We start from the raw sequence: 19,007 nt of genomic DNA, 5'->3' as shown, positions 1-19,007 counted from the left end.
GGAATGTTTGGAGGAATACTTTAGTTCCAAATCTTCACTGGATTGCATGGTTTCCTCCATAATCTCAAGCTTCTTCTCACGTACCTTAATTCTCGCAGGATTGACTATATCCCTGGTCTCTTTTACACCATAAGAAGTCATATATCGATCTGTACCTCCGGGATAACCCAGCACCATGGAAAAATCTCCGCCCTTCACACCTTCCAGAGAAACGGGAAAATGGTGTTTGGGTTCCAGGGGAACATTTTCCTCTGAATAAGAGGCAGGGTCACCATCCGGTCCGGCATAAACCCTGAATACACTAAAATCCCCTGTATGGCGCGGCCACATCCAGTTATCCGTGTCTCCCCCGTAGCTGCCTATCGACTCCGGCGGTGCACCCACCAACCGGACATCTTCGTATACCTCATATAAAAATAAGTAAAATTCGCGACCCTTATAGAAGGATCTTACGCTGGCCTCATAATGAGTATCTTCTGTAGCTTCATTTTTGATTGTTGAAGATATCTCCTGAATCTTTTGATTCCTCTCTCTTTCACTCATATCCCCGGTAAGTTCTGAATTTACCCTTTCACTTACATCTTCCATTCGCACCAGGAAAGAAACATAAAGATCTTCAATGGGAATCTCATCCTCCTGGGTTTCCGACCAGAATCCGTTCTTTAGATAATTGTTCTCCTGGGTGCTAACCTCATGGATTGAATTCTCTCCGCAATGATGATTGGTAAAAATGAGTCCTTTATCCGATACGACTTCGCCGGTACAAAATCCTCCGAAATTTACCACGGCATCTTTGATGCTTGATTGATTGATGCTGTAAATATCTTCTTTGGACAGCTTCAATCCCATTTCATGCATGCGGTCCATGTTCATTTTATCCAGCATGGTCAATAACCACATGCCTTCATCGGCTTTCGTTGAAAAACTAATGGTTAGCAAAAAACCTATCAGTACACTTGCGATTTTCTTTGTCATTTTTCTGTGATTTATTATTTAAAGTTATACAATAATTATTTGTTCCCAACTCCAGTGCTGTCGGAGACAGGAATAATTCTTGAATTATTCGGGTTAAAATTTACGAATTTAATCATTTATAATTTAAATAAAAAAGGATTAGGTTTGCAGGCAAATCGAACAAGGATGGAACACGACAAACCTGATATTCGACAGATGACAGAAGAAGCCCTGATCTCATTTTTCAAAGAACAAGGAAAAAAAGCTTTCCGTGGAAGGCAGGTGTATGAATGGCTTTGGAAAAAAGGAAGTACCTCATTTGAGGAGATGAGCAATTTGTCAAAAGAAACCAGGAAGTTTCTCAGCGAAAATTTTTCCATCCCCCAACTGACTGTCCATTCCAAGCAAACAAGCCAGGACGGGACGATAAAATTTGCCTTTGAAACGCATGACGGTCATCTTACAGAAAGTGTATTGATACCCAGTGGCTCGAGAATTACAGCATGTGTTTCCTCTCAGGTAGGTTGTAAATTAAATTGTACTTTTTGTGCTACAGGAAAAATTCCCTTCAAAAGGAATCTTACGAAAGCTGAAATGTTCGACCAGATCATGACCGTAAAAAACAAAGCCGGTGAACTATACAATCAATCGCTCAGCAATATTGTCTACATGGGTATGGGTGAGCCTCTGCTCAATTACGGAGAAGTAAAAGCATCCATTCAGTTGATTGCTTCTGAAAAAAGCCTTGGATTCTCTCCCCGGCGAGTCACCCTCTCTACCATTGGCATTCCGGAAAAGATCAAAAAGCTGGCTGACGACGAGATCAAATTTAACCTGGCCGTTTCCCTGCATTCTGCTCTGGATGAAACCCGAACCCGGCTCATTCCAATTAATAAACAATACAATCTGGAAACCCTGAAAAAAGCCCTGGAATATTTCAACCAAAAGACCGGAAAACGGATTACATTTGAATACTTAATGCTCAATGGCATAAATGATAGCATGAAAGAAGCCAAAGCGCTTGCGGAATATTGCAAAAATTTCCCGGTTAAAATCAATCTGATTGAATACAATGCCATTGGCGATCCGGGTTTCCAAAAGCCGGATCCTCAGCGATTCAACGAATTCAAGGCATTTCTTGAAAGTAAAAACCTTGTGGTTAACGTCAGAAAAAGCAGGGGTGAGGATATCGATGCTGCTTGCGGACAATTATCCGGGAAAAATACTCAATAAAAAATTATTCCTTCTCCGGCTCCTCAAAACTATATGCAATGCCTTCCATATAATAAGTAGGTACTTCACCAAAGCCACCGCTTTTCTCGGTTTTGGTTACCAAAACCATAACTCCTCCCCTGTTGGCAGCCCGTTTTTTCATCCGTATCTTGGCAGTCCTTTCTGCAGATTGAGGTGTTCTGTTTTGGGATGAGGATTCACCGGTTACTTCACCGACTTTGTACATCCCTTCTACTTCTTCCTTGTTTTCAGTAAACACCACATTCCTCCAGTCAGTTTCCGTAATATCTTCGACCAACGGATCATTAAACACCTCTTTTCTCCCATTATTATAAACGATCTTCTGGATGTTTTTTGTCTTCATGTTCTTGACTTCGTCATCTCCGGGTTCTTTATACTTCACGTTCGAATAAAATATTCCCCTGACCTTAACAAGTTTTTTGGTCTGTCCCAGCATATAAATGGTATCCAGTTTAACTTCCTCTTCCTCCTGCGAAAAGGAGGGAATAGCAAACATCATTCCAACGATGATTAATGCTAATGTTTTTAACATGGTTTCATAGAATTTGGGTGATTAACATTCAATAAAGATACAAATTTATTCAATATTATTATAGGATGTATAAAAAGCGTATTAATTTTGAGGTCTTTTCTTCTAATTTAGGCGAACCATGCAAAAACATATTAATTATTACAGGGAATTACAAGCCAAATATTCGGGAGAACATCGTAAAGTCAAAAAAACGCTGAATATACTTGCATTTGCACGGGTTATAACTTTTGTTTTGGCTGCATATCTGGGGTATCTGTCTATAAAAACCGATCTTCTCCTTGGTTTAGGCATTATAGCTGTCATCATGGGTGTTTTTATCTACCTTGTTATACTTTATGTAAAGAAAAAAGATGATTCACAGATTGTCAATAATCTGATACGGATCAATTCAGGGGAGATAGAAGCTTTAAGAGGAAACCACAGTAATTTTTCGGGTGGAGCCGAATTTAAAGATCCCGCTCATAATTATACCAATGATCTGGAAATTTTCGGTGAGTCGAGCCTTTTTCAGTACATAAACAGAACCTGCACCTATGCAGGCAAAAACAAACTGGCCAACTGGTTTCGTACCCCGTTGAATTCCAGGGAAAAAATCAACAGAAGACAGTCTGCTGTTAAAGAATTGTCTCAATTGCCGGAATGGAGACAAAAATTTACAGCCATCGGGAAAAAACTGGACCTTGATCAATATAACGACACCCACCTGATTGTTTGGAGCAAAGAGCAGCCATGGCTCAGTCGTAACATCACCTATCAAATACTAAGATGGGCATTGCCGATACTGACCTTTCTCCTGCTCGGCCTCACCATATATGAGATGGTGCCGCTCGGCTATTTCATCCTGGTTTTGCTTGTAAACTTTCTGGTGATCCGCAATATCTCCTCAAAAATTAACGCCCAATATCAAAAAATTACCAATCAACTTCCGGCACTGAAAAATTATATGCAACTGCTTCAACATATAGAAAAGCAAAACTTTTCTGCCCCTGAACTGACAGAGCTGCAAAACAGCCTTTATTCGGACAAACGGCCATCAAGCCGCATCATCAGAAAATTATTTCGTATTTCCGATGCCCTGGACAACCGCAACAATCTTCTTGCTGATATCATACTCAAACTTTTCTTTCTATGGGACATACATCAGGTAATACGGCTGGAAAAATGGCACAGGCATTATGCCCGACATGTTGAAAGCTGGATTGAAACCATCGGGAATTTTGACGGGCTGATTAGTTTGGCCAACTTTTCTTACAATCATCCATCTTACCCGTTTCCCGGAACAGGCACCCAGAAACTACTGGAGGCAGAGGATATGGGCCATCCCCTCATCCCTCAGGACCAACGGGTCAACAACAGCTTTAACATAGCCAAAAAAGGAGATACCTTCATTATCACAGGAGCCAATATGGCAGGTAAAAGCACGTTTCTCAGAACTATAGGGGTCAACCTTGTACTCGGTATGATTGGGGCACCGGTTTGTGCAGCCCATATAGAGTTTAAGCTCACCAATCTTTTCACCAGTATGAACATCACCGATTCCCTTTCAAAAAATGAAAGCTACTTCTATGCTGAAATTAAAAGGCTCAAGCAACTGGTGGATCAGGCAGCCAAAAAGGAAAACCTTTTGGTTTTGCTTGACGAGATCCTTACCGGAACGAATACCCGGGATAAGGAAAAAGCCTCCAAAGCATTCCTGGAAAGGTTGATCACTATGCAGGTAACAAGCATCATTGCCACCCACGATCTCTCCCTGACAACCCTGGGGGAAAAACATACCGACCGGATTCACAATAAGAGCTTCGAAGTAGAACTCGTGAATGGAGAAATGAAGTATGACTATAAACTGAGAGACGGAATTGCCCAAAATATGAATGCCCTTGAACTCTTAAGGGAGATGAAGCTAATCTGAGATTTCCTTCTGACTGCAGAATTTTGCTTGCTAATTTGGACTAGCCAAAACGGAAACACATTAAATTCCTTGAAAGCATCCTGTTTGGTTTTGGCTTGTCCAAATCAGGGAAAGTAATTAACAATTTGTGTTGAAAAACAAATTCATCAACAATTATTCTTTTGGTTAATTTTACGCAAAATTAGCAAGATATGCCGGAAAATTATTCTGAAGAGAGCATCAGAACCTTAGAATGGAAAGAACACATAAGAAGAAGGCCCGGTATGTATATCGGGAAACTTGGAGAGGGTAATTCCCAGGATGATGGAATTTATGTACTGCTGAAAGAAGTGATGGACAACTCCATTGATGAGTTCATGATGGGATATGGGAAAAAAATCAAGGTAGATATAAAAGATAAAAAGGTGTCGGTCAGGGATTTTGGTAGAGGCGTTCCGCTGGGAAAGCTGAAAGACGTAGCCTCCAAAATGAATACCGGTGCCAAATACGATTCCAAGGTGTTTAAAAAATCCGTTGGTCTTAATGGTGTAGGTATTAAGGCGGTTAATGCCCTTTCAGAATACTTTAAAATTGAAGCATACCGGGAAGGGCAAAAGACAAGCGTTGAATTCTCAAAAGGCGAGCTCACCCGAGAAGAAGATACCCGGTCCACTGAGGAACGAAACGGCACCCTGGTTACTTTCTCGCCGGATAACGAGATGTTCGGAGAATACCACTACATTGAGGAATATGTGGAAAACATGCTTAAGAATTATGCATATCTTAATTCGGGGCTTACGGTGCTTTTCAACGGCAATCCCCTCTACTCCAAAAACGGATTGAAGGATTTGCTGGAGGAAAATATGAGCTCGGAAGGGCTTTATCCCATTATCCATATCAAGGATGAAGATATAGAAGTGGCTATGACCCACGGAAAACAGTACGGAGAGGAATATTACAGCTTTGTAAACGGACAGCATACCACACAGGGAGGCACGCATCTGAACGCCTTTAGGGAAGCGCTTGTAAAAACGCTCCGGGATTTCTACCGAAAAGACTATGAGGCCTCGGACATACGAACTTCTATTATTGCAGCCATCAGCATAAAGATCGAAGATCCGGTATTTGAATCCCAGACCAAAACCAAGCTTGGGTCAAAAGATATGGGCCCTGAAGGACTCACCATCAGGAATTATATCAATGATTTCATCAAGACCCGACTGGATAACTACCTGCACATGAACCAGAAAACTGCCGAAATCCTTCTTAAAAAGATCGTGGAATCCGAAAAAGAGCGGAAGGAAATCAACGGCGTTAAAAAACTGGCCAAAAAGAGGGCCAAAAAAGCCAATCTGCACAACAAAAAGCTCAGGGACTGCAGGATTCATTATAACAGCAACCATGAGCGAAGAATGGAATCAACCATCTTTATTACGGAGGGAGATTCTGCAAGCGGCTCCATCACAAAAGCACGGGATGTCAATACGCAGGCCGTATTCAGTCTGAAAGGAAAGCCTTTGAATACCTATGGGCTTACCAAAAAGATTGTATATGAAAACGAGGAGTTCAATCTTTTACAGGCAGCACTGAACATTGAAGAAGGACTGGATAATCTGAGGTATAAAAATATTGTGATCGCCACGGATGCTGACGTAGATGGCATGCACATCCGCTTATTGCTGATCACCTTTTTCCTTCAGTTTTTTCCTGATCTCGTAAAAAACGGCAACCTTTATATCCTTCAAACCCCTCTGTTCCGTGTCAGAAACAAAAAGAAAACCTTTTACTGCTATAACGAGAAAGAAAAGGAAAAAGCCCTCCAAAAACTGGGTAAAAAGGCAGAAGTGACCCGCTTCAAAGGACTGGGAGAAATATCCCCTGAAGAATTCAAACGGTTTATTCGCGAGGATATCCGCCTTGAACCCGTACGTTTATACAAAGAGGATGCCATTCAACAATTGCTTTCATTCTATATGGGCAAAAATTCTCCTGAACGTCAGGACTTCATTGTGGATAACCTGAGAGTAGAGGAAGCCCTTATTGAAGGATAGCAATCCACAGGAAGAGTGAATAACTGACTAACAATTAAAATTGTTAAGTAGAGACAATTATTTTGGTATTTATGGAAGAAAAAGAATATAACGGACAGAATCAGTTTGATAATCAGAATGGGAATGGTGATGGCAACGGAGAACCCTTACACCGCATTTCCCACCTTTCGGGAATGTACAAAGACTGGTTCCTGGATTATGCTTCATACGTTATACTGGAAAGAGCGGTACCGCACCTCAACGATGGATTAAAGCCCGTTCAGCGGCGTATCCTTCATACCATGAAACAAATAGACGACGGCCGGTATATGAAGGTAGCCAATATTATAGGTTATACCATGCAATATCATCCTCACGGGGATGCATCCATCGGAGATGCCCTGATCCAATTGGGGCAGAAAGACCTGCTGATAGACACACAGGGGAACTGGGGCAACCATATGACCGGTGATAGCGCGGCAGCTCCCCGATATATTGAGGCCAGACTCACAAATTTTGCACGGGATGTAGTTTTCAATCCCAAGACCACCGAATGGAAAACCTCATACGATGGCAGAAACCAGGAACCCATCACCCTTCCGGTTAAATTTCCCCTTTTGCTTGCACAAGGCGTTGAGGGAATTGCAGTAGGCCTTGCCTCCAAAATTATGCCCCATAACTTCAATGAACTGATAGACGCAGCCATTGCTCATCTAAAAGGAAAATCATTTGAATTGTATCCGGATTTCCCTACCGGTGGAATAGCGGATTTCTCAAAATACAATGACGGCAGAAGAGGCGGGCAAATTAAAGTAAGGGCCAGAATAGAAAAACAGGATAAGAAAACCCTGGCCATCACAGAAATCCCTTACGGAAAAACGACCAACTCGCTTATAGATTCTATACTGAAAGCCAATGATAAGGGAAAAATCAAAATCAAAAAAATCGATGACAACACCGCCGAAAATGTAGAGATTCTTATTCATCTGGCAAACGGAGCCTCGGCAGACAAAACCCTTGACGCCCTTTATGCGTTTACCGATTGCGAAGTGTCTATATCCCCCAATGCTTGCGTAATAGATGATTACAAACCACGGTTCATGGGTGTAAGTGAAATGCTGCGGATCTCTACGGAGAACACCCGGGAGCTCCTCAGGAAAGAACTCGAAATAAAAAAAGGTGAGCTGCAGGAATCTCTGCACCTATCATCACTGGAAAAGATATTCATTGAAAACCGCATTTACAATGATATTGAAGATTGTGAAACCTGGGAATCCATCCTTCAGACCATTGACAAAGGCCTTGAACCCTTTAAGAAACAACTGGTGCGTGAGGTTACCCGGGAAGATCTGATCAAACTAACTGAAATCAAGATCAAACGCATTTCTAAATACGACTCCAAAAAGGCGGATGAACACATCAAAAAACTGGAGGATGAAATAGAATCGATCAAAAAGAACCTCGCCGCTATAACCGATTATACCATCAATTACTTCAAACAGATCAAAAAAAAGTATGGGAAGGGAAAAACCAGAAAGACAGAAATACGCAACCTCGAAACCATTGAAGCTACAAAGGTAGTGGAAGCCAACAAAAAACTGTATGTACATCGTAACGAAGGTTTTATAGGCACAGGCCTGAAAAAGGCCGAATATGTGTGCGACTGTTCTGATATCGACGAGATAATTGCCTTCAGGAGGGATGGAACGTATATCATCACCAAAGTGGATGAAAAACTATTTGTCGGAAAGGATATTATTCATGTAGATGTTTTCAAACGGAACGACAAACGCACCCTCTACAATATAGTGTACCGGGATGGGCTCAATGGCGATATTATGATGAAACGCTGTCCGATACACGGGATTACCAGGGACAGGGAATATGACATCACCAAAGGCACCAGGGGATCCAAAATCCTTTACCTCACTTCCAATCCCAATGGAGAAGCAGAGGTCCTTAAGGTATACCTGCAGCCAAAACCCAGGCTGAAAAAGAAACAATTGGAGCTGGATTTCAAGGATATTGCCATTAAAGGCAGAAATGCCCAGGGCAATATCCTTACCAAACATGCAGTGCATAAAATTCAGGTAAAAGAGGAAGGCAAAGCCATCATCGAAGGCAAAAAGATATGGTTTGACGAAGAAGTGCTCAGATTGAACACGGACGGAAAAGGAAAATATCTGGGAGAATTCAGGGACAACGATAAAATTCTGGTGGTTACTGACAACGGCAATTTTAAATTCACCTCATACGACCTGATGAATCATTATGAAGACAACATCCGCCTGATAGAAAAATTTGACGAAAATAAGGTATATTCGGCGGTATATTTCGATGCCGATCAAGGGTATTATTATGCCAAACGCTTCAATTTTGAATACGGGATCAAGGAAACCAGTTTTATCGGAGAAAATGAAAAATCAAAGCTTGTTTATCTGTTTAAAGACACTTACCCAAGAATAAAGATTGAATTCGGCGGCAAAAATAAAAACAAAGAAGATCAGGAAATCCTGCTCCCGGACTTCATTGGAGTAAAAAGTTTTAAGGCCAGAGGAAAACGATTAACCAATGCAGAAGTAAAAAAGATACATCTGCTGGAGCCCTTGCCAGAGCCGGAAACAGATGATGAAGATGAAGACGGGGTGAAAGAAGATCAGATGAGTCTGGAATTTTAGCCTGCATTATTCATAAACAAACGTAGTGAAGTTTATGAATGCGGGGTGGATTGCGGGGTGGATGCAGGCTCGCCTTCGCGAAGCTTCTGCGGAGCAAGGTAACCCCGCATTAGAAAAACCGGCTTTTTGCGAAATTTATTGAAGCAAAAAGCCAGGTTTTTCAATAGCGTCAGAATTATTCAAGAATAATTCGGGTTAGTTAATTACAAGAAATATGAGGATATTTCTGATAGGTTTTATGGGAAGTGGTAAAACCACGGCAGGCAAACAGCTAGCCAGCAGGTTATCATACAGGTACTTTGATCTCGATGAATTTATTGAACAGCAGGAGCAGGACAGCATCAGGAAAATCTTTGAAAAAAAGGGGGAACCCTATTTCCGGAAAAAAGAAAGCAAATACCTCAGGGATATTTCACATTACGAAGACTGTGTGATATCTACGGGAGGCGGTGCTCCCTGTTTTTTCGACAACATGGATTACATGAACAATACGGGAATGACAGTGTATCTTAAAATGAAACCCGAACAGCTTGTTTCAAGGCTTAAAGATGGCCGGGAAGAAAGGCCCTTAATTAAAAACAAAGACGATCAGGAACTTTTACAGTTCATCAGGGATAAACTTAGTGAAAGAGAAACCTATTACAGCAAAGCCCATATGATTGTTGATGGTTTTAACCTGAATATAAATGAATTACTTGATAAAATCCGTGCTTTCCTGAAACAATAAAAACCGTATTTTAAAAGTAATTAAAAATGAGTGTTGAAAAAAACAACAAATTTCTTAATATAAAAAACAAGTGGTGTAACAAAAAAATAACTTAATAATAATCAGAATTTAACTTAATAGTTGAAAACTTACCACAGGAATGTTAATAAAACAGGGTATAATCTGTTTGCCGGTATGTTTTCAATTAATAACTTGCACAGGCACAGTTTACACTAAACAAATGGATCCAGACGTTACAAAAATTGTATTAAAATGTATATAAAAGGAAAAGCCACGGAACAGGAAACCAGAAACACAGGCAGGGCCAATCAAAGGGAGAAAACCTATACCTTTGATGAGGCCTTTAAGAGTTCTCTCGAGTACTTCAATGGTGACGAGTTGGCCGCCAGAGTATGGGCGAATAAATACGCCCTAAAAGATTCATATGGAAACTTGTTCGAGAAGAATCCCGATGACATGCATCGCAGGCTGGCCAAAGAAATTGCCAGGATTGAAAACAAATATCCCAATCCTTTGCAAGAAGAGGATATTTATGAACTGCTGAGGGGATTCAAATACATTGTTCCGCAGGGTGGACCCATGGCAGGAATCGGCAATCCTTACCAGATAGCTTCACTATCCAACTGCTTCGTCATCGGAAATAAGGATCAGGCTGATTCTTACGGAGGCATCATGAAAACCGACCAGGAGCAGGTTCAGTTAATGAAACGTCGCGGTGGTGTGGGCCATGACCTTTCTCATATCCGGCCTGCCGGAACACCTGTCATGAATAGTGCTTTAACCTCTACCGGTGTGGTGCCTTTTATGGAAAGATTTTCCAATTCAACCCGGGAAGTTGCCCAGGACGGTCGCCGCGGAGCACTTATGCTCACCATCTCGGTGAGACATCCCGACGCAGAAGCCTTTATTGACGCCAAACTGGAATCAAATAAAGTAACAGGCGCCAATGTATCTGTAAAAATCGATGATAAATTTATGAAGGCCGTATTGAATAACGAGTCTTACGTCCAGCAATTTCCTGTTGATTCGGACGACCCCTCTTACAAACAAACCATAGATGCCCGTGAACTGTGGCACAAAATTGTACACAATGCCTGGAAATCGGCCGAACCGGGCATCCTTTTCTGGGATACCGTGGTGAATGAATCCGTTGCAGACTCCTATGCCGACAAAGGTTTTCAATCCGTCTCCACCAATCCTTGTGGCGAAATACCTCTGTGTCCATACGATAGCTGCCGTTTACTGGCCGTCAATCTTTTCAGTTACGTGGATAATCCCTTCACAGAAAAAGCCAAATTCAATTTCGAAAAGTTTAAAAAGCACGTGCAGTATGCCCAGCGAATAATGGACGATATTATTGATATTGAGGTAGAAAAGATCGATGCCATAATCAAAAAAATAGAGAATGACCCGGAAGATTTTGAGATTAAGCGGGTGGAATACAACCTGTGGCAAAATATCAGGAAAAAAGCCATGGAAGGAAGAAGAACAGGCGTAGGCATCACGGCTGAAGGAGATATGTTGGCTGCCCTGGATCTGACCTATGGAAGCGAAAATGCCACCGACTTTTCCGAAGAAATTCACAAAACCATAGCCATAGAAGCCTATCGTTCCTCTGTGAACATGGCCAAAGAACGGGGTCCGTTCGAAATTTATGAAGCAGAGAAAGAAAAGAACAATCCCCTGATCAATAGAATCAAAAACGAAGATGAACAGCTATACAACAATATGCTGCAATATGGCCGCAGAAACATCTCTCTGCTGACCATAGCTCCCACCGGAACTACCAGCCTGATGACCCAGACTACTTCCGGCATTGAACCCGTATTTATGCCGGTTTACAAACGAAGAAGGAAGGTAAACCCCAGTGACACGCAGGCGAACATTACCTACGTTGACGAGGTGGGTGATTCCTGGGAAGAGTACAATGTGTTCCATCATAAATTCCTTGACTGGCTAGAAATTAAAGGCTATGACCCTGAACAAGTCAAACAATATGATGACGAACAAATCAATGAACTGGTGAAAAAATCTCCTTATTATAAGGCCACTTCCAATGATGTGGACTGGGTAAGCAAGGTTAAAATGCAGGGACGCGTTCAGAAATGGGTGGACCACTCCATCAGTGTTACCATCAACCTGCCGGAGAAAACTCCTGAAGATATGGTAGGCAAACTCTATATTACAGGATGGGAAAGCGGTTGCAAGGGAATCACTGTGTACCGTGAAGGTTCCCGTTCAGGAGTTTTGGTTGCCAACAACAAAAACACCAAACAAGATACTCAGTCCATTAAACGGCCAAAATTACTGGACGCCGAAATCATCCGGTTCAAGAACGAAGATGAGGACTGGATCGCTTTTGTCGGATTGAAGGATGGCAGACCCTACGAAATATTTACCGGTCTGGCTGATGAGGAAGTGCTTCCTATTCCCAAATCCGTTACCAAAGGCAGAATTATCAAAGTAAAAAACAAAGAGGGAAAAAGTCGCTATGACTTCCAATATACTGATAAATTTGGCTATGAAAACACCCTTGGCGGCATATCCCATATGTTCAACAAAGAATTCTGGAACTATGCCAAGTTGATATCCGGGGTATTGCGCCACGGCATGCCGCTGCCCGATGTGGTCAATCTGGTTTCATCGCTGAGCCTGAATACCGAAACCATCAACACCTGGAAAAAAGGCGTGGAAAGGGCCTTGAAAAAATACATTCCTGATGGCACCAAAGCCCGCAAGGGAACCAAATGTGAAAACTGCGGTTCTGAAAACCTGATTTACCAGGAAGGCTGCTTGAACTGTCAGAATTGTGGGTTTTCCAAGTGCGGATAAACAATCATACCGTAAGCATTGACAAGCAGGGGCATACAGAATGGCGCCCCTGCTTTTATTTTCATTGACCAATATTCCATCTACGAAATTACAGGCTGTACAGTAAAACAATAAAATTATAGGATACGTTATTAATACAATTATATAAATCCTTTCATTATGAAGAAGATCACCTCCATACTGCTATTGGCTATAATTTCTCTGGGAACCATTGCGCAGGAGACCAATATTTCGGGAATCAATCAAATTTTACGGGAGAAACAATATGAAATGAGGGAATACAATGAGCAAATGTTAAATAAAATCAAAGGAACTCCTTATCTCTCGGAAGAATTTCTTTCCAGCAGGGTATATTTAAAAGACAACAAAAAACCCCTCGAGGCAAAACTTAAATATAACGCACATTCGGATAATTTTGAATTCATTCAGGGAGGCAGGCTTTTTGTACTGGCCAATATTGAAGAAATCGACAGCATCAGGTATATGGATAAAACCTTTATCCCGACTACCTATGTAAAAAAACAAACAGGATTATTTGGTTCATCTACCTCCAAGAAGGAAGGATTTTTGGCTGAACTGGTAAATGGACCGTGCTCCCTTTTCAAAATTTATTCGGTAAAATTTTACGAGGAAGATCCACCAGATACAGGATATGACGAGTATCAGCCTCCCAGATTTGAAACAGAAAATCCGGTGTATTGCCTTCAATTCCAAGATGATGCTCATCCCATGGTTATTAACTCATTCAGGAAACGTAAACTTCTTGAAAAGTTCGGAGACTATGAAAAAGAACTGGAAGGTTACGTCAATAATCACAATCTCAATTTAAGGGAAGAAACTGATCTGGTTCGGCTGATCAGATACTATAACAAACATTATAAAAACCAGAATTAGTGAAGGCAGTAATAGGGCATGACGCAGGATAGAATTACTTTCCCAACTTCTCTCTGATCTTTTCCACCATAACGGCGGTCATCTTCTGAAGATCATATTCATGTTGCCAGCCCCAATCCATTCGTGCCGCCTCATCGCTAATTCTCCGTGGCCATGATTCGGCAATTTCCTGTCGGAAATCGGGATTGTAAGTTACCTTCAGCTCCGGAATATATTTTCGGATCTCTTCAACCAGTTGTTTCGGAGTAAAGCTGATGCCTCCGAGATTGTAGCTTGAACGAACTTTGATATTGTCTTCGGGAGCCTCCATAAGCTGAATGGTAGCATTTACGGCATCATCCATGAACATCATGGGGAGAGCAAGATCTTCAGAGATAAAACACTGATATTTGCCGCATTTTATTGCCTGATAGAATATCTCCACCGCGTAATCAGTAGTTCCTCCTCCTGCTTCGGTTTTGTAGCTAATCAAGCCGGGATAACGCAAACTGCGGATATCCATACCATATTTTTTATAATAGTATTCCACCCATCTTTCTCCGGCCAGTTTACTGATACCATATACTGAAGTGGGTTCCATCACAGTGATCTGAGGTGTATCCCATTTCGGTGTAGTGGGACCGAATGCTCCCATAGAACTGGGCCAGAAAATTTTCGTGATGCCTCTGGCCCTGGATACATCCAAAACATTAAAAAGACTGTTCATATTCAGATCCCATGCCCATTTGGGATTCTTTTCCGCTTTCCCGGAAAGGATGGCAGCCAGGTGGTAAATCTCTGTTATCTGATACGCATCCAAAATCCCTTCAAGGGCTTTGCGGTCCATAGCATCGAGCTTTTCAAACGGGCCCCCTTCCATCACCTCTTCCGAACCCAGCTTAATATCCGAAGCAACAACATTTTCTGCTCCAAAACGATTCCTTAATTCAAGCGTTAAATCGGTGCCTATTTGGCCGGCTGCCCCTATGACCAGTATTTTTTTCATTATATTGATATTTTGTTATTTCCAGAATTTTGCATGCTAATATAATATAAAACAAAATTCTGAAAGGTGATTTATAACAGGTTGACAATTCTGAAAAGAATTTGATAAATTTACCCTCCCATTAAGAATAAAGGAAAACACCTAATTTGGACAAGCCAAAACGGAAACACATTAAATTCCTTGAAAGCATCCTGTTTGGTTTTTGCTTGTCCAAATTAGCAAGCAAAATTTATGAGAGAATCAATCGATAAATCTGTAGAAAAATAATAATAAATGAATTACAGGAGGTTTTATGACACTTAATAAATTAAACGGCGTACTCTATGACAACGTTAAACAGCTTGAAAAAGAAGGAAGGGCAAAAGGAAAAGAGAAGGTAATCACCGGCATCACCAGTCCGAAAGATGGCAATGGACCCCGTTATATTCTCGAGGGTTACGGTGATAAGAAATTTCTCAGGATGAACTCAAATGCTTATCTGGGCCTGGCACTCCGAAGCGACATGATTGAAGCCGAAGAAGAAGGCGCACGGGAATTTGGTGTGGGGCCCGGCGCGGTTCGCTTTATCAATGGCACTTACAAACCCCATGTAGAGCTGGAAAAAAAACTCGCGGAGTTCCATTCGCGAGAGGAAAGCATGATTTTCAGTTCAGCTTATGCCACAAGCCTGGGAGTAATACATCCCCTGACTACAAAGGAAACCATTCTGATTAGTGATGAGCTCAACCACAACTGTATCATCAATGCCATCCGGCTCGGTAAACCGGCAGCCAAAGAAATTTATTCCCACAACAACATGGAGGAACTGGAAGGAGCACTCGAGCGCAGCGTGGGAAAAGGAAAACGTGCCCTGGTAGTTACCGACGGTATCTTCAGTATGAGAGGAGACAACGCGCCTCTGGACAAACTGGTAGAAATCTGCAAAAAATATAACGACCGGTTTGAGGAAGGGGTGATTTCCATTGTAGATGATTCCCATGGTGTTGGAGCCTTTGGCAATACAGGCCGGGGTGTTGAGGAGTATACCGGAACACAGGCAGATATACTGATCGGCACACTTGGAAAGGCATTTGGTGTCAATGGCGGATATGTTGTTTCTTCCTCCGATGTGATCACCTACCTGAGGGAAACAGCGCCAACCTATGTTTACTCTAATCCCATTACGGTTTCGGAAGCAGAAGCTGCCAAAAAAGCCGTCGATATAGTTGATTCGGAAGAGGGAAAGAAAATATTGGAACACCTCCGGGCAATGACCCAACTCTTCGAAAACGGTTTGAAAGATGCCGGTTTTGAAACGATCGAAGGAGAACATCCGGTAGTCCCCTTAATGGTAAGAGACACCCAAAAAACCAAAAAAATGGTGGGTTACCTGAATGAAAACGGAATTCTGGCAACAGGATTAAGCTATCCGGTGGTACCCACAGGTGATGAAGAAATACGTTTCCAGATAGCAGCCGATCATACGGAAAAAGATATCGATTATGTGTTGAATGTTTTAAAGAATTATAAAGATTAAAGCATAGGCCAAATAAAAATAAAAGTTATAAATTAAAATACTACATTCTTGCGTTTTAATTCGAAAAAATAACAACAATGGATACAGCAGATTTAAAACTTAAGTTGTTTCGGACCCTTGATAGCCTGGATCAAAAAACACTGGAAGAATTATATGGGATAATTCTGAACCATTTAAACAGTAAAGATGATGTTGATGAATGGGATAATCTCACATCCACCCAGCAAGAAGGATTAAAGGAAAGTCTTAAACAATTGGATAATAATGAAGGTATACCCCATAATCAGGTGATGGAAGATAACAGAAAAAAATATAATGGCTGAGCTGATAATATGGGCCCCTCTTGCTAAAGAAGATCTGGAAAACATCCTTAAGTACCTTAATGAGAATTGGGATGCTCAAATGGTCATTCAATTTCTTGATAAGATAGATCATATTACCCATCAAATTACAAATAATCCATATCAATATCCGCTCATCAATAAAGATTTGAGAATTCGCAAATGTGTTGTCACAAAACACAATATTCTCTTCTACCGGAGCCATAACAAAACCATTCAAATTCTCCGTTTATTTGATGTCAGACAGAATCCTGATAATCTCAAGTTCGAATGATTTATCACAAATAATCGTCATCTTTAGTTTCTTCTTTCCGAATGTCTATATTTGCATACTAAATCATAAATGAAACAATATGACTCATCCAGATATCAGGGTACGATTTGCACCGAGTCCAACAGGTCCGCTTCATATGGGCGGAGTAAGGACAGCGCTCTACAATTATCTTTTTGCCAGAAAAAATAACGGCACATTCGTTCTTAGAATTGAAGATACGGACCAGACCCGATATGTTGAGGGTGCAGAACAATACATTATAGATTCACTAAAATGGTGCGGCATCAGTTATGACGAGGGTGTGGATAAAGGCGGCGACTACGGCCCTTACAGGCAATCGGAACGCAGCATGCTTTACCGGCAATATGCGGAAAAGATGGTGCAAGAAGGAACCGCCTACTATGCCTTTGATACCAGCGAAGAATTGGAAGCCATGCGGGAAAGGCTTAAACAGCAGAAAAGCGAGATTCAGCAGTATAATGCCATCACCCGTGGAGAGATGCGAAACTCGCTCACCCTTTCCGAAGACGAGGTAAAATCTTTGATCGATAAAGGTGAGCCTTATGTGATCCGGTTCAAAATGCCTGAAGAACAACACATTGTAGTTAATGACCTGATCCGTGGAGAAGTGGAAGTAAATACCAACCAGCTCGACGATAAAATACTCTTCAAATCCGATGGCATGCCTACTTACCACCTGGCCAATGTGGTGGATGATCATGAGATGAAAATCAGCCATGTGATCCGTGGTGAAGAATGGCTCCCCTCCCTCCCGCTCCACTTTTTACTTTACGAAGCGCTTGGATGGAAGGAGGAGATGCCCGTTTTTGCTCATTTGCCGTTAATATTAAACCCCAGTGGTAAAGGAAAGCTCAGCAAACGCGACGGAAAAAAACACGGTTACCCGGTTTTCCCTATGCAATGGACAGACCCGGAAACCGGCGAAACATTCAAAGGGTATAAGGAGTGGGGTTACCTGCCTGAGGCATTTAACAACATCCTGGCCTTTCTGGGATGGAATCCCGGCACCGACCGTGAGCTTTACACCCTGGATGAGCTGATTGAAGCCTTCGAACTCGAAAAAATAGGCAAGGCGGGCTCCAAATTCGACCCCGACAAAGCCAGATGGTTCAATCACCAGTATTTAATGAAAAAATCGGATGACGAGCTGGCCGAACTATTTATGCCCGTATTAAAGGAAAAAGGCTACACCGCATCGCATGAATATGTTAGAGAGGTATGTAGCCTGGTAAAAGAAAGGGTGTACCTTATCCATGAGATATGGGATCAGGCGTTTTTCTTCTTCCGGCCCCCTCAGGAATACGATCAGAAAATGATCAAAAAGAAATGGAAAGAGCACACACCCGGCCTGCTAAACGAACTGAAGGAAAGATTAAAGAACCTCGACAATTTTGAAGCCGATGCCATTAAGGAGACAGTAAAGCAACTCACCGAGGAGAAGGAAGTGGGCATGGGCCAGGTCATGCTCCCGTTGCGTATATCTTTGGTCGGGACCGGAATGGGACCGGATGTGGCTAAGATCGTAGAAATGATCGGCAAAGAAGAAACGATCAGGAGGATAGAGAAGGCGGTGGAAGAATTGGAATAGATCATAAATGGCCTGCAAAAGGGGATTCAAAATAAGAGGTGTTATATTTTTGAAGCACCAAATTTCAATTATCAAATTTCAAACAAATCCCAATTTTTCAAATATCAAATTCAAAACATCCGGTGAGTGATATTAGCCGGATGTTTGAAAAGTACCCTATCTTTTAACCCTAAAGCCAGCTTATCATTTGACTCAAAATGGCGTGAGAATTTTGTTGGAACAGGGACAGAAATCATAAATAAAGGATAGATTATCAGTAGATTATATATCAATTCCCGGCATATTCATGTGATAAATACTCCATCCCCCATATTCACCGGGTCTGAGCCAAAAGTTACCTTTGCCCTTAAAAGTCATTTTTCCAGAAGTACCCCCATAATAAGCATCGAAATGAATATAAAAATCCAATTCAGCAGAAGTCTTTTCCTCATTTATACGGATATCTTTTATCTCTTCCATCAATAAATTGAAATAATCAAAAGAATCCAGGAAA

Annotated in this window: 15 protein-coding genes; 11 read left to right on the top strand and 4 right to left on the bottom strand. The window is 41.7% G+C overall.

Annotated elements, in window-relative coordinates; genetic code table 11:
- The coding region (locus KGY70_05675) for a S46 family peptidase (protein MBS3774653.1) at window positions 1–975 on the bottom strand (975 nt) is incomplete at its 3' end.
- Between the two features lie 165 nt (window positions 976–1,140).
- Between KGY70_05675 and rlmN the strand changes: the two genes are divergently transcribed.
- On the top strand, window positions 1,141–2,187 hold the full coding sequence (gene rlmN, locus KGY70_05670; protein MBS3774652.1) for a 23S rRNA (adenine(2503)-C(2))-methyltransferase RlmN: 1,047 nt from the start codon (window positions 1,141–1,143) through the stop codon (window positions 2,185–2,187).
- 4 nt (window positions 2,188–2,191) lie between these two features.
- Here the strand turns inward: rlmN and KGY70_05665 are convergent, their stop codons facing one another.
- Window positions 2,192–2,740: a hypothetical protein gene (locus tag KGY70_05665; GenBank protein ID MBS3774651.1), complete on the bottom strand. Its 549-nt coding sequence runs from the start codon at window positions 2,738–2,740 to the stop codon at window positions 2,192–2,194.
- 118 nt (window positions 2,741–2,858) lie between these two features.
- Between KGY70_05665 and KGY70_05660 the strand changes: the two genes are divergently transcribed.
- The 6 genes from KGY70_05660 to KGY70_05635 all read left to right on the top strand — a co-directional run bounded on the left by KGY70_05660 (window position 2,859) and on the right by KGY70_05635 (window position 13,789).
- The gene (locus KGY70_05660; protein MBS3774650.1) at window positions 2,859–4,649 is read left to right on the top strand and encodes a hypothetical protein; all 1,791 of its coding nucleotides are present in this window, start codon (window positions 2,859–2,861) and stop codon (window positions 4,647–4,649) included.
- A gap of 191 nt (window positions 4,650–4,840) precedes the next feature.
- Window positions 4,841–6,679: a type IIA DNA topoisomerase subunit B gene (locus KGY70_05655; protein ID MBS3774649.1), complete on the top strand. Its 1,839-nt coding sequence runs from the start codon at window positions 4,841–4,843 to the stop codon at window positions 6,677–6,679.
- 71 nt (window positions 6,680–6,750) lie between these two features.
- Window positions 6,751–9,336, top strand: a complete 2,586-nt coding sequence (locus KGY70_05650) for a DNA gyrase/topoisomerase IV subunit A (GenBank protein ID MBS3774648.1) — start codon at window positions 6,751–6,753, stop codon at window positions 9,334–9,336.
- Window positions 9,337–9,550: 214 nt separating this feature from the next.
- Window positions 9,551–10,063: a shikimate kinase gene (locus KGY70_05645; protein ID MBS3774647.1), complete on the top strand. Its 513-nt coding sequence runs from the start codon at window positions 9,551–9,553 to the stop codon at window positions 10,061–10,063.
- A 252-nt stretch (window positions 10,064–10,315) separates the two neighbouring features.
- Window positions 10,316–12,895 (top strand): adenosylcobalamin-dependent ribonucleoside-diphosphate reductase, encoded by a 2,580-nt coding sequence (locus tag KGY70_05640; protein MBS3774646.1) that lies wholly within the window; start codon window positions 10,316–10,318, stop codon window positions 12,893–12,895.
- 159 nt (window positions 12,896–13,054) lie between these two features.
- Window positions 13,055–13,789 (top strand): hypothetical protein, encoded by a 735-nt coding sequence (locus KGY70_05635; GenBank protein ID MBS3774645.1) that lies wholly within the window; start codon window positions 13,055–13,057, stop codon window positions 13,787–13,789.
- 34 nt (window positions 13,790–13,823) lie between these two features.
- On the opposite strand, the gene KGY70_05630 is transcribed toward KGY70_05635, so the two are convergent.
- Entirely contained in the window at window positions 13,824–14,774 is a 951-nt protein-coding gene (locus tag KGY70_05630) for an NAD-dependent epimerase/dehydratase family protein (protein MBS3774644.1), read from the bottom strand.
- Window positions 14,775–15,066: 292 nt separating this feature from the next.
- Between KGY70_05630 and KGY70_05625 the strand changes: the two genes are divergently transcribed.
- From KGY70_05625 to KGY70_05610, 4 genes are all read left to right on the top strand, one after another.
- A complete protein-coding gene (locus tag KGY70_05625) occupies window positions 15,067–16,290 on the top strand; it encodes an aminotransferase class I/II-fold pyridoxal phosphate-dependent enzyme (protein ID MBS3774643.1) in 1,224 nt (407 codons plus the stop codon).
- 77 nt (window positions 16,291–16,367) lie between these two features.
- On the top strand, window positions 16,368–16,613 hold the full coding sequence (locus KGY70_05620) for a hypothetical protein (protein ID MBS3774642.1): 246 nt from the start codon (window positions 16,368–16,370) through the stop codon (window positions 16,611–16,613).
- On the top strand, window positions 16,606–16,905 hold the full coding sequence (locus KGY70_05615; GenBank protein ID MBS3774641.1) for a type II toxin-antitoxin system RelE/ParE family toxin: 300 nt from the start codon (window positions 16,606–16,608) through the stop codon (window positions 16,903–16,905). The genes KGY70_05620 and KGY70_05615 overlap by 8 nt, the downstream gene beginning before the upstream one ends.
- Window positions 16,906–16,984: 79 nt before the next feature.
- Window positions 16,985–18,514 (top strand): glutamate--tRNA ligase, encoded by a 1,530-nt coding sequence (locus tag KGY70_05610; protein MBS3774640.1) that lies wholly within the window; start codon window positions 16,985–16,987, stop codon window positions 18,512–18,514.
- A gap of 261 nt (window positions 18,515–18,775) precedes the next feature.
- Here KGY70_05610 and KGY70_05605 read toward each other — a convergent pair.
- Window positions 18,776–19,007: hypothetical protein (locus KGY70_05605; protein MBS3774639.1), on the bottom strand; the 232-nt coding region annotated here is incomplete at its 5' end.

The sequence above is a fragment of the Bacteroidales bacterium genome, from assembly GCA_018334875.1.
GTDB lineage: Bacteria > Bacteroidota > Bacteroidia > Bacteroidales > UBA12077 > JAGXLC01.
This window is presented reverse-complemented; position numbering and strand designations above follow the sequence as displayed.

Bases quoted from the DNA above. Each gene is read 5' to 3' on its own strand.
- rlmN (MBS3774652.1), top strand. From the start codon at position 1,141: ATGGAACACGACAAACCTGATATTCGACAGATGACAGAAGAAGCCCTG.
- KGY70_05665 (MBS3774651.1), bottom strand. From the start codon at position 2,740: ATGTTAAAAACATTAGCATTAATCATCGTTGGAATGATGTTTGCTATT.
- KGY70_05660 (MBS3774650.1), top strand. From the start codon at position 2,859: ATGCAAAAACATATTAATTATTACAGGGAATTACAAGCCAAATATTCG.
- KGY70_05655 (MBS3774649.1), top strand. From the start codon at position 4,841: ATGCCGGAAAATTATTCTGAAGAGAGCATCAGAACCTTAGAATGGAAA.
- KGY70_05650 (MBS3774648.1), top strand. From the start codon at position 6,751: ATGGAAGAAAAAGAATATAACGGACAGAATCAGTTTGATAATCAGAAT.
- KGY70_05645 (MBS3774647.1), top strand. From the start codon at position 9,551: ATGAGGATATTTCTGATAGGTTTTATGGGAAGTGGTAAAACCACGGCA.
- KGY70_05640 (MBS3774646.1), top strand. From the start codon at position 10,316: ATGTATATAAAAGGAAAAGCCACGGAACAGGAAACCAGAAACACAGGC.
- KGY70_05635 (MBS3774645.1), top strand. From the start codon at position 13,055: ATGAAGAAGATCACCTCCATACTGCTATTGGCTATAATTTCTCTGGGA.
- KGY70_05630 (MBS3774644.1), bottom strand. From the start codon at position 14,774: ATGAAAAAAATACTGGTCATAGGGGCAGCCGGCCAAATAGGCACCGAT.
- KGY70_05625 (MBS3774643.1), top strand. From the start codon at position 15,067: ATGACACTTAATAAATTAAACGGCGTACTCTATGACAACGTTAAACAG.
- KGY70_05620 (MBS3774642.1), top strand. From the start codon at position 16,368: ATGGATACAGCAGATTTAAAACTTAAGTTGTTTCGGACCCTTGATAGC.
- KGY70_05615 (MBS3774641.1), top strand. From the start codon at position 16,606: ATGGCTGAGCTGATAATATGGGCCCCTCTTGCTAAAGAAGATCTGGAA.
- KGY70_05610 (MBS3774640.1), top strand. From the start codon at position 16,985: ATGACTCATCCAGATATCAGGGTACGATTTGCACCGAGTCCAACAGGT.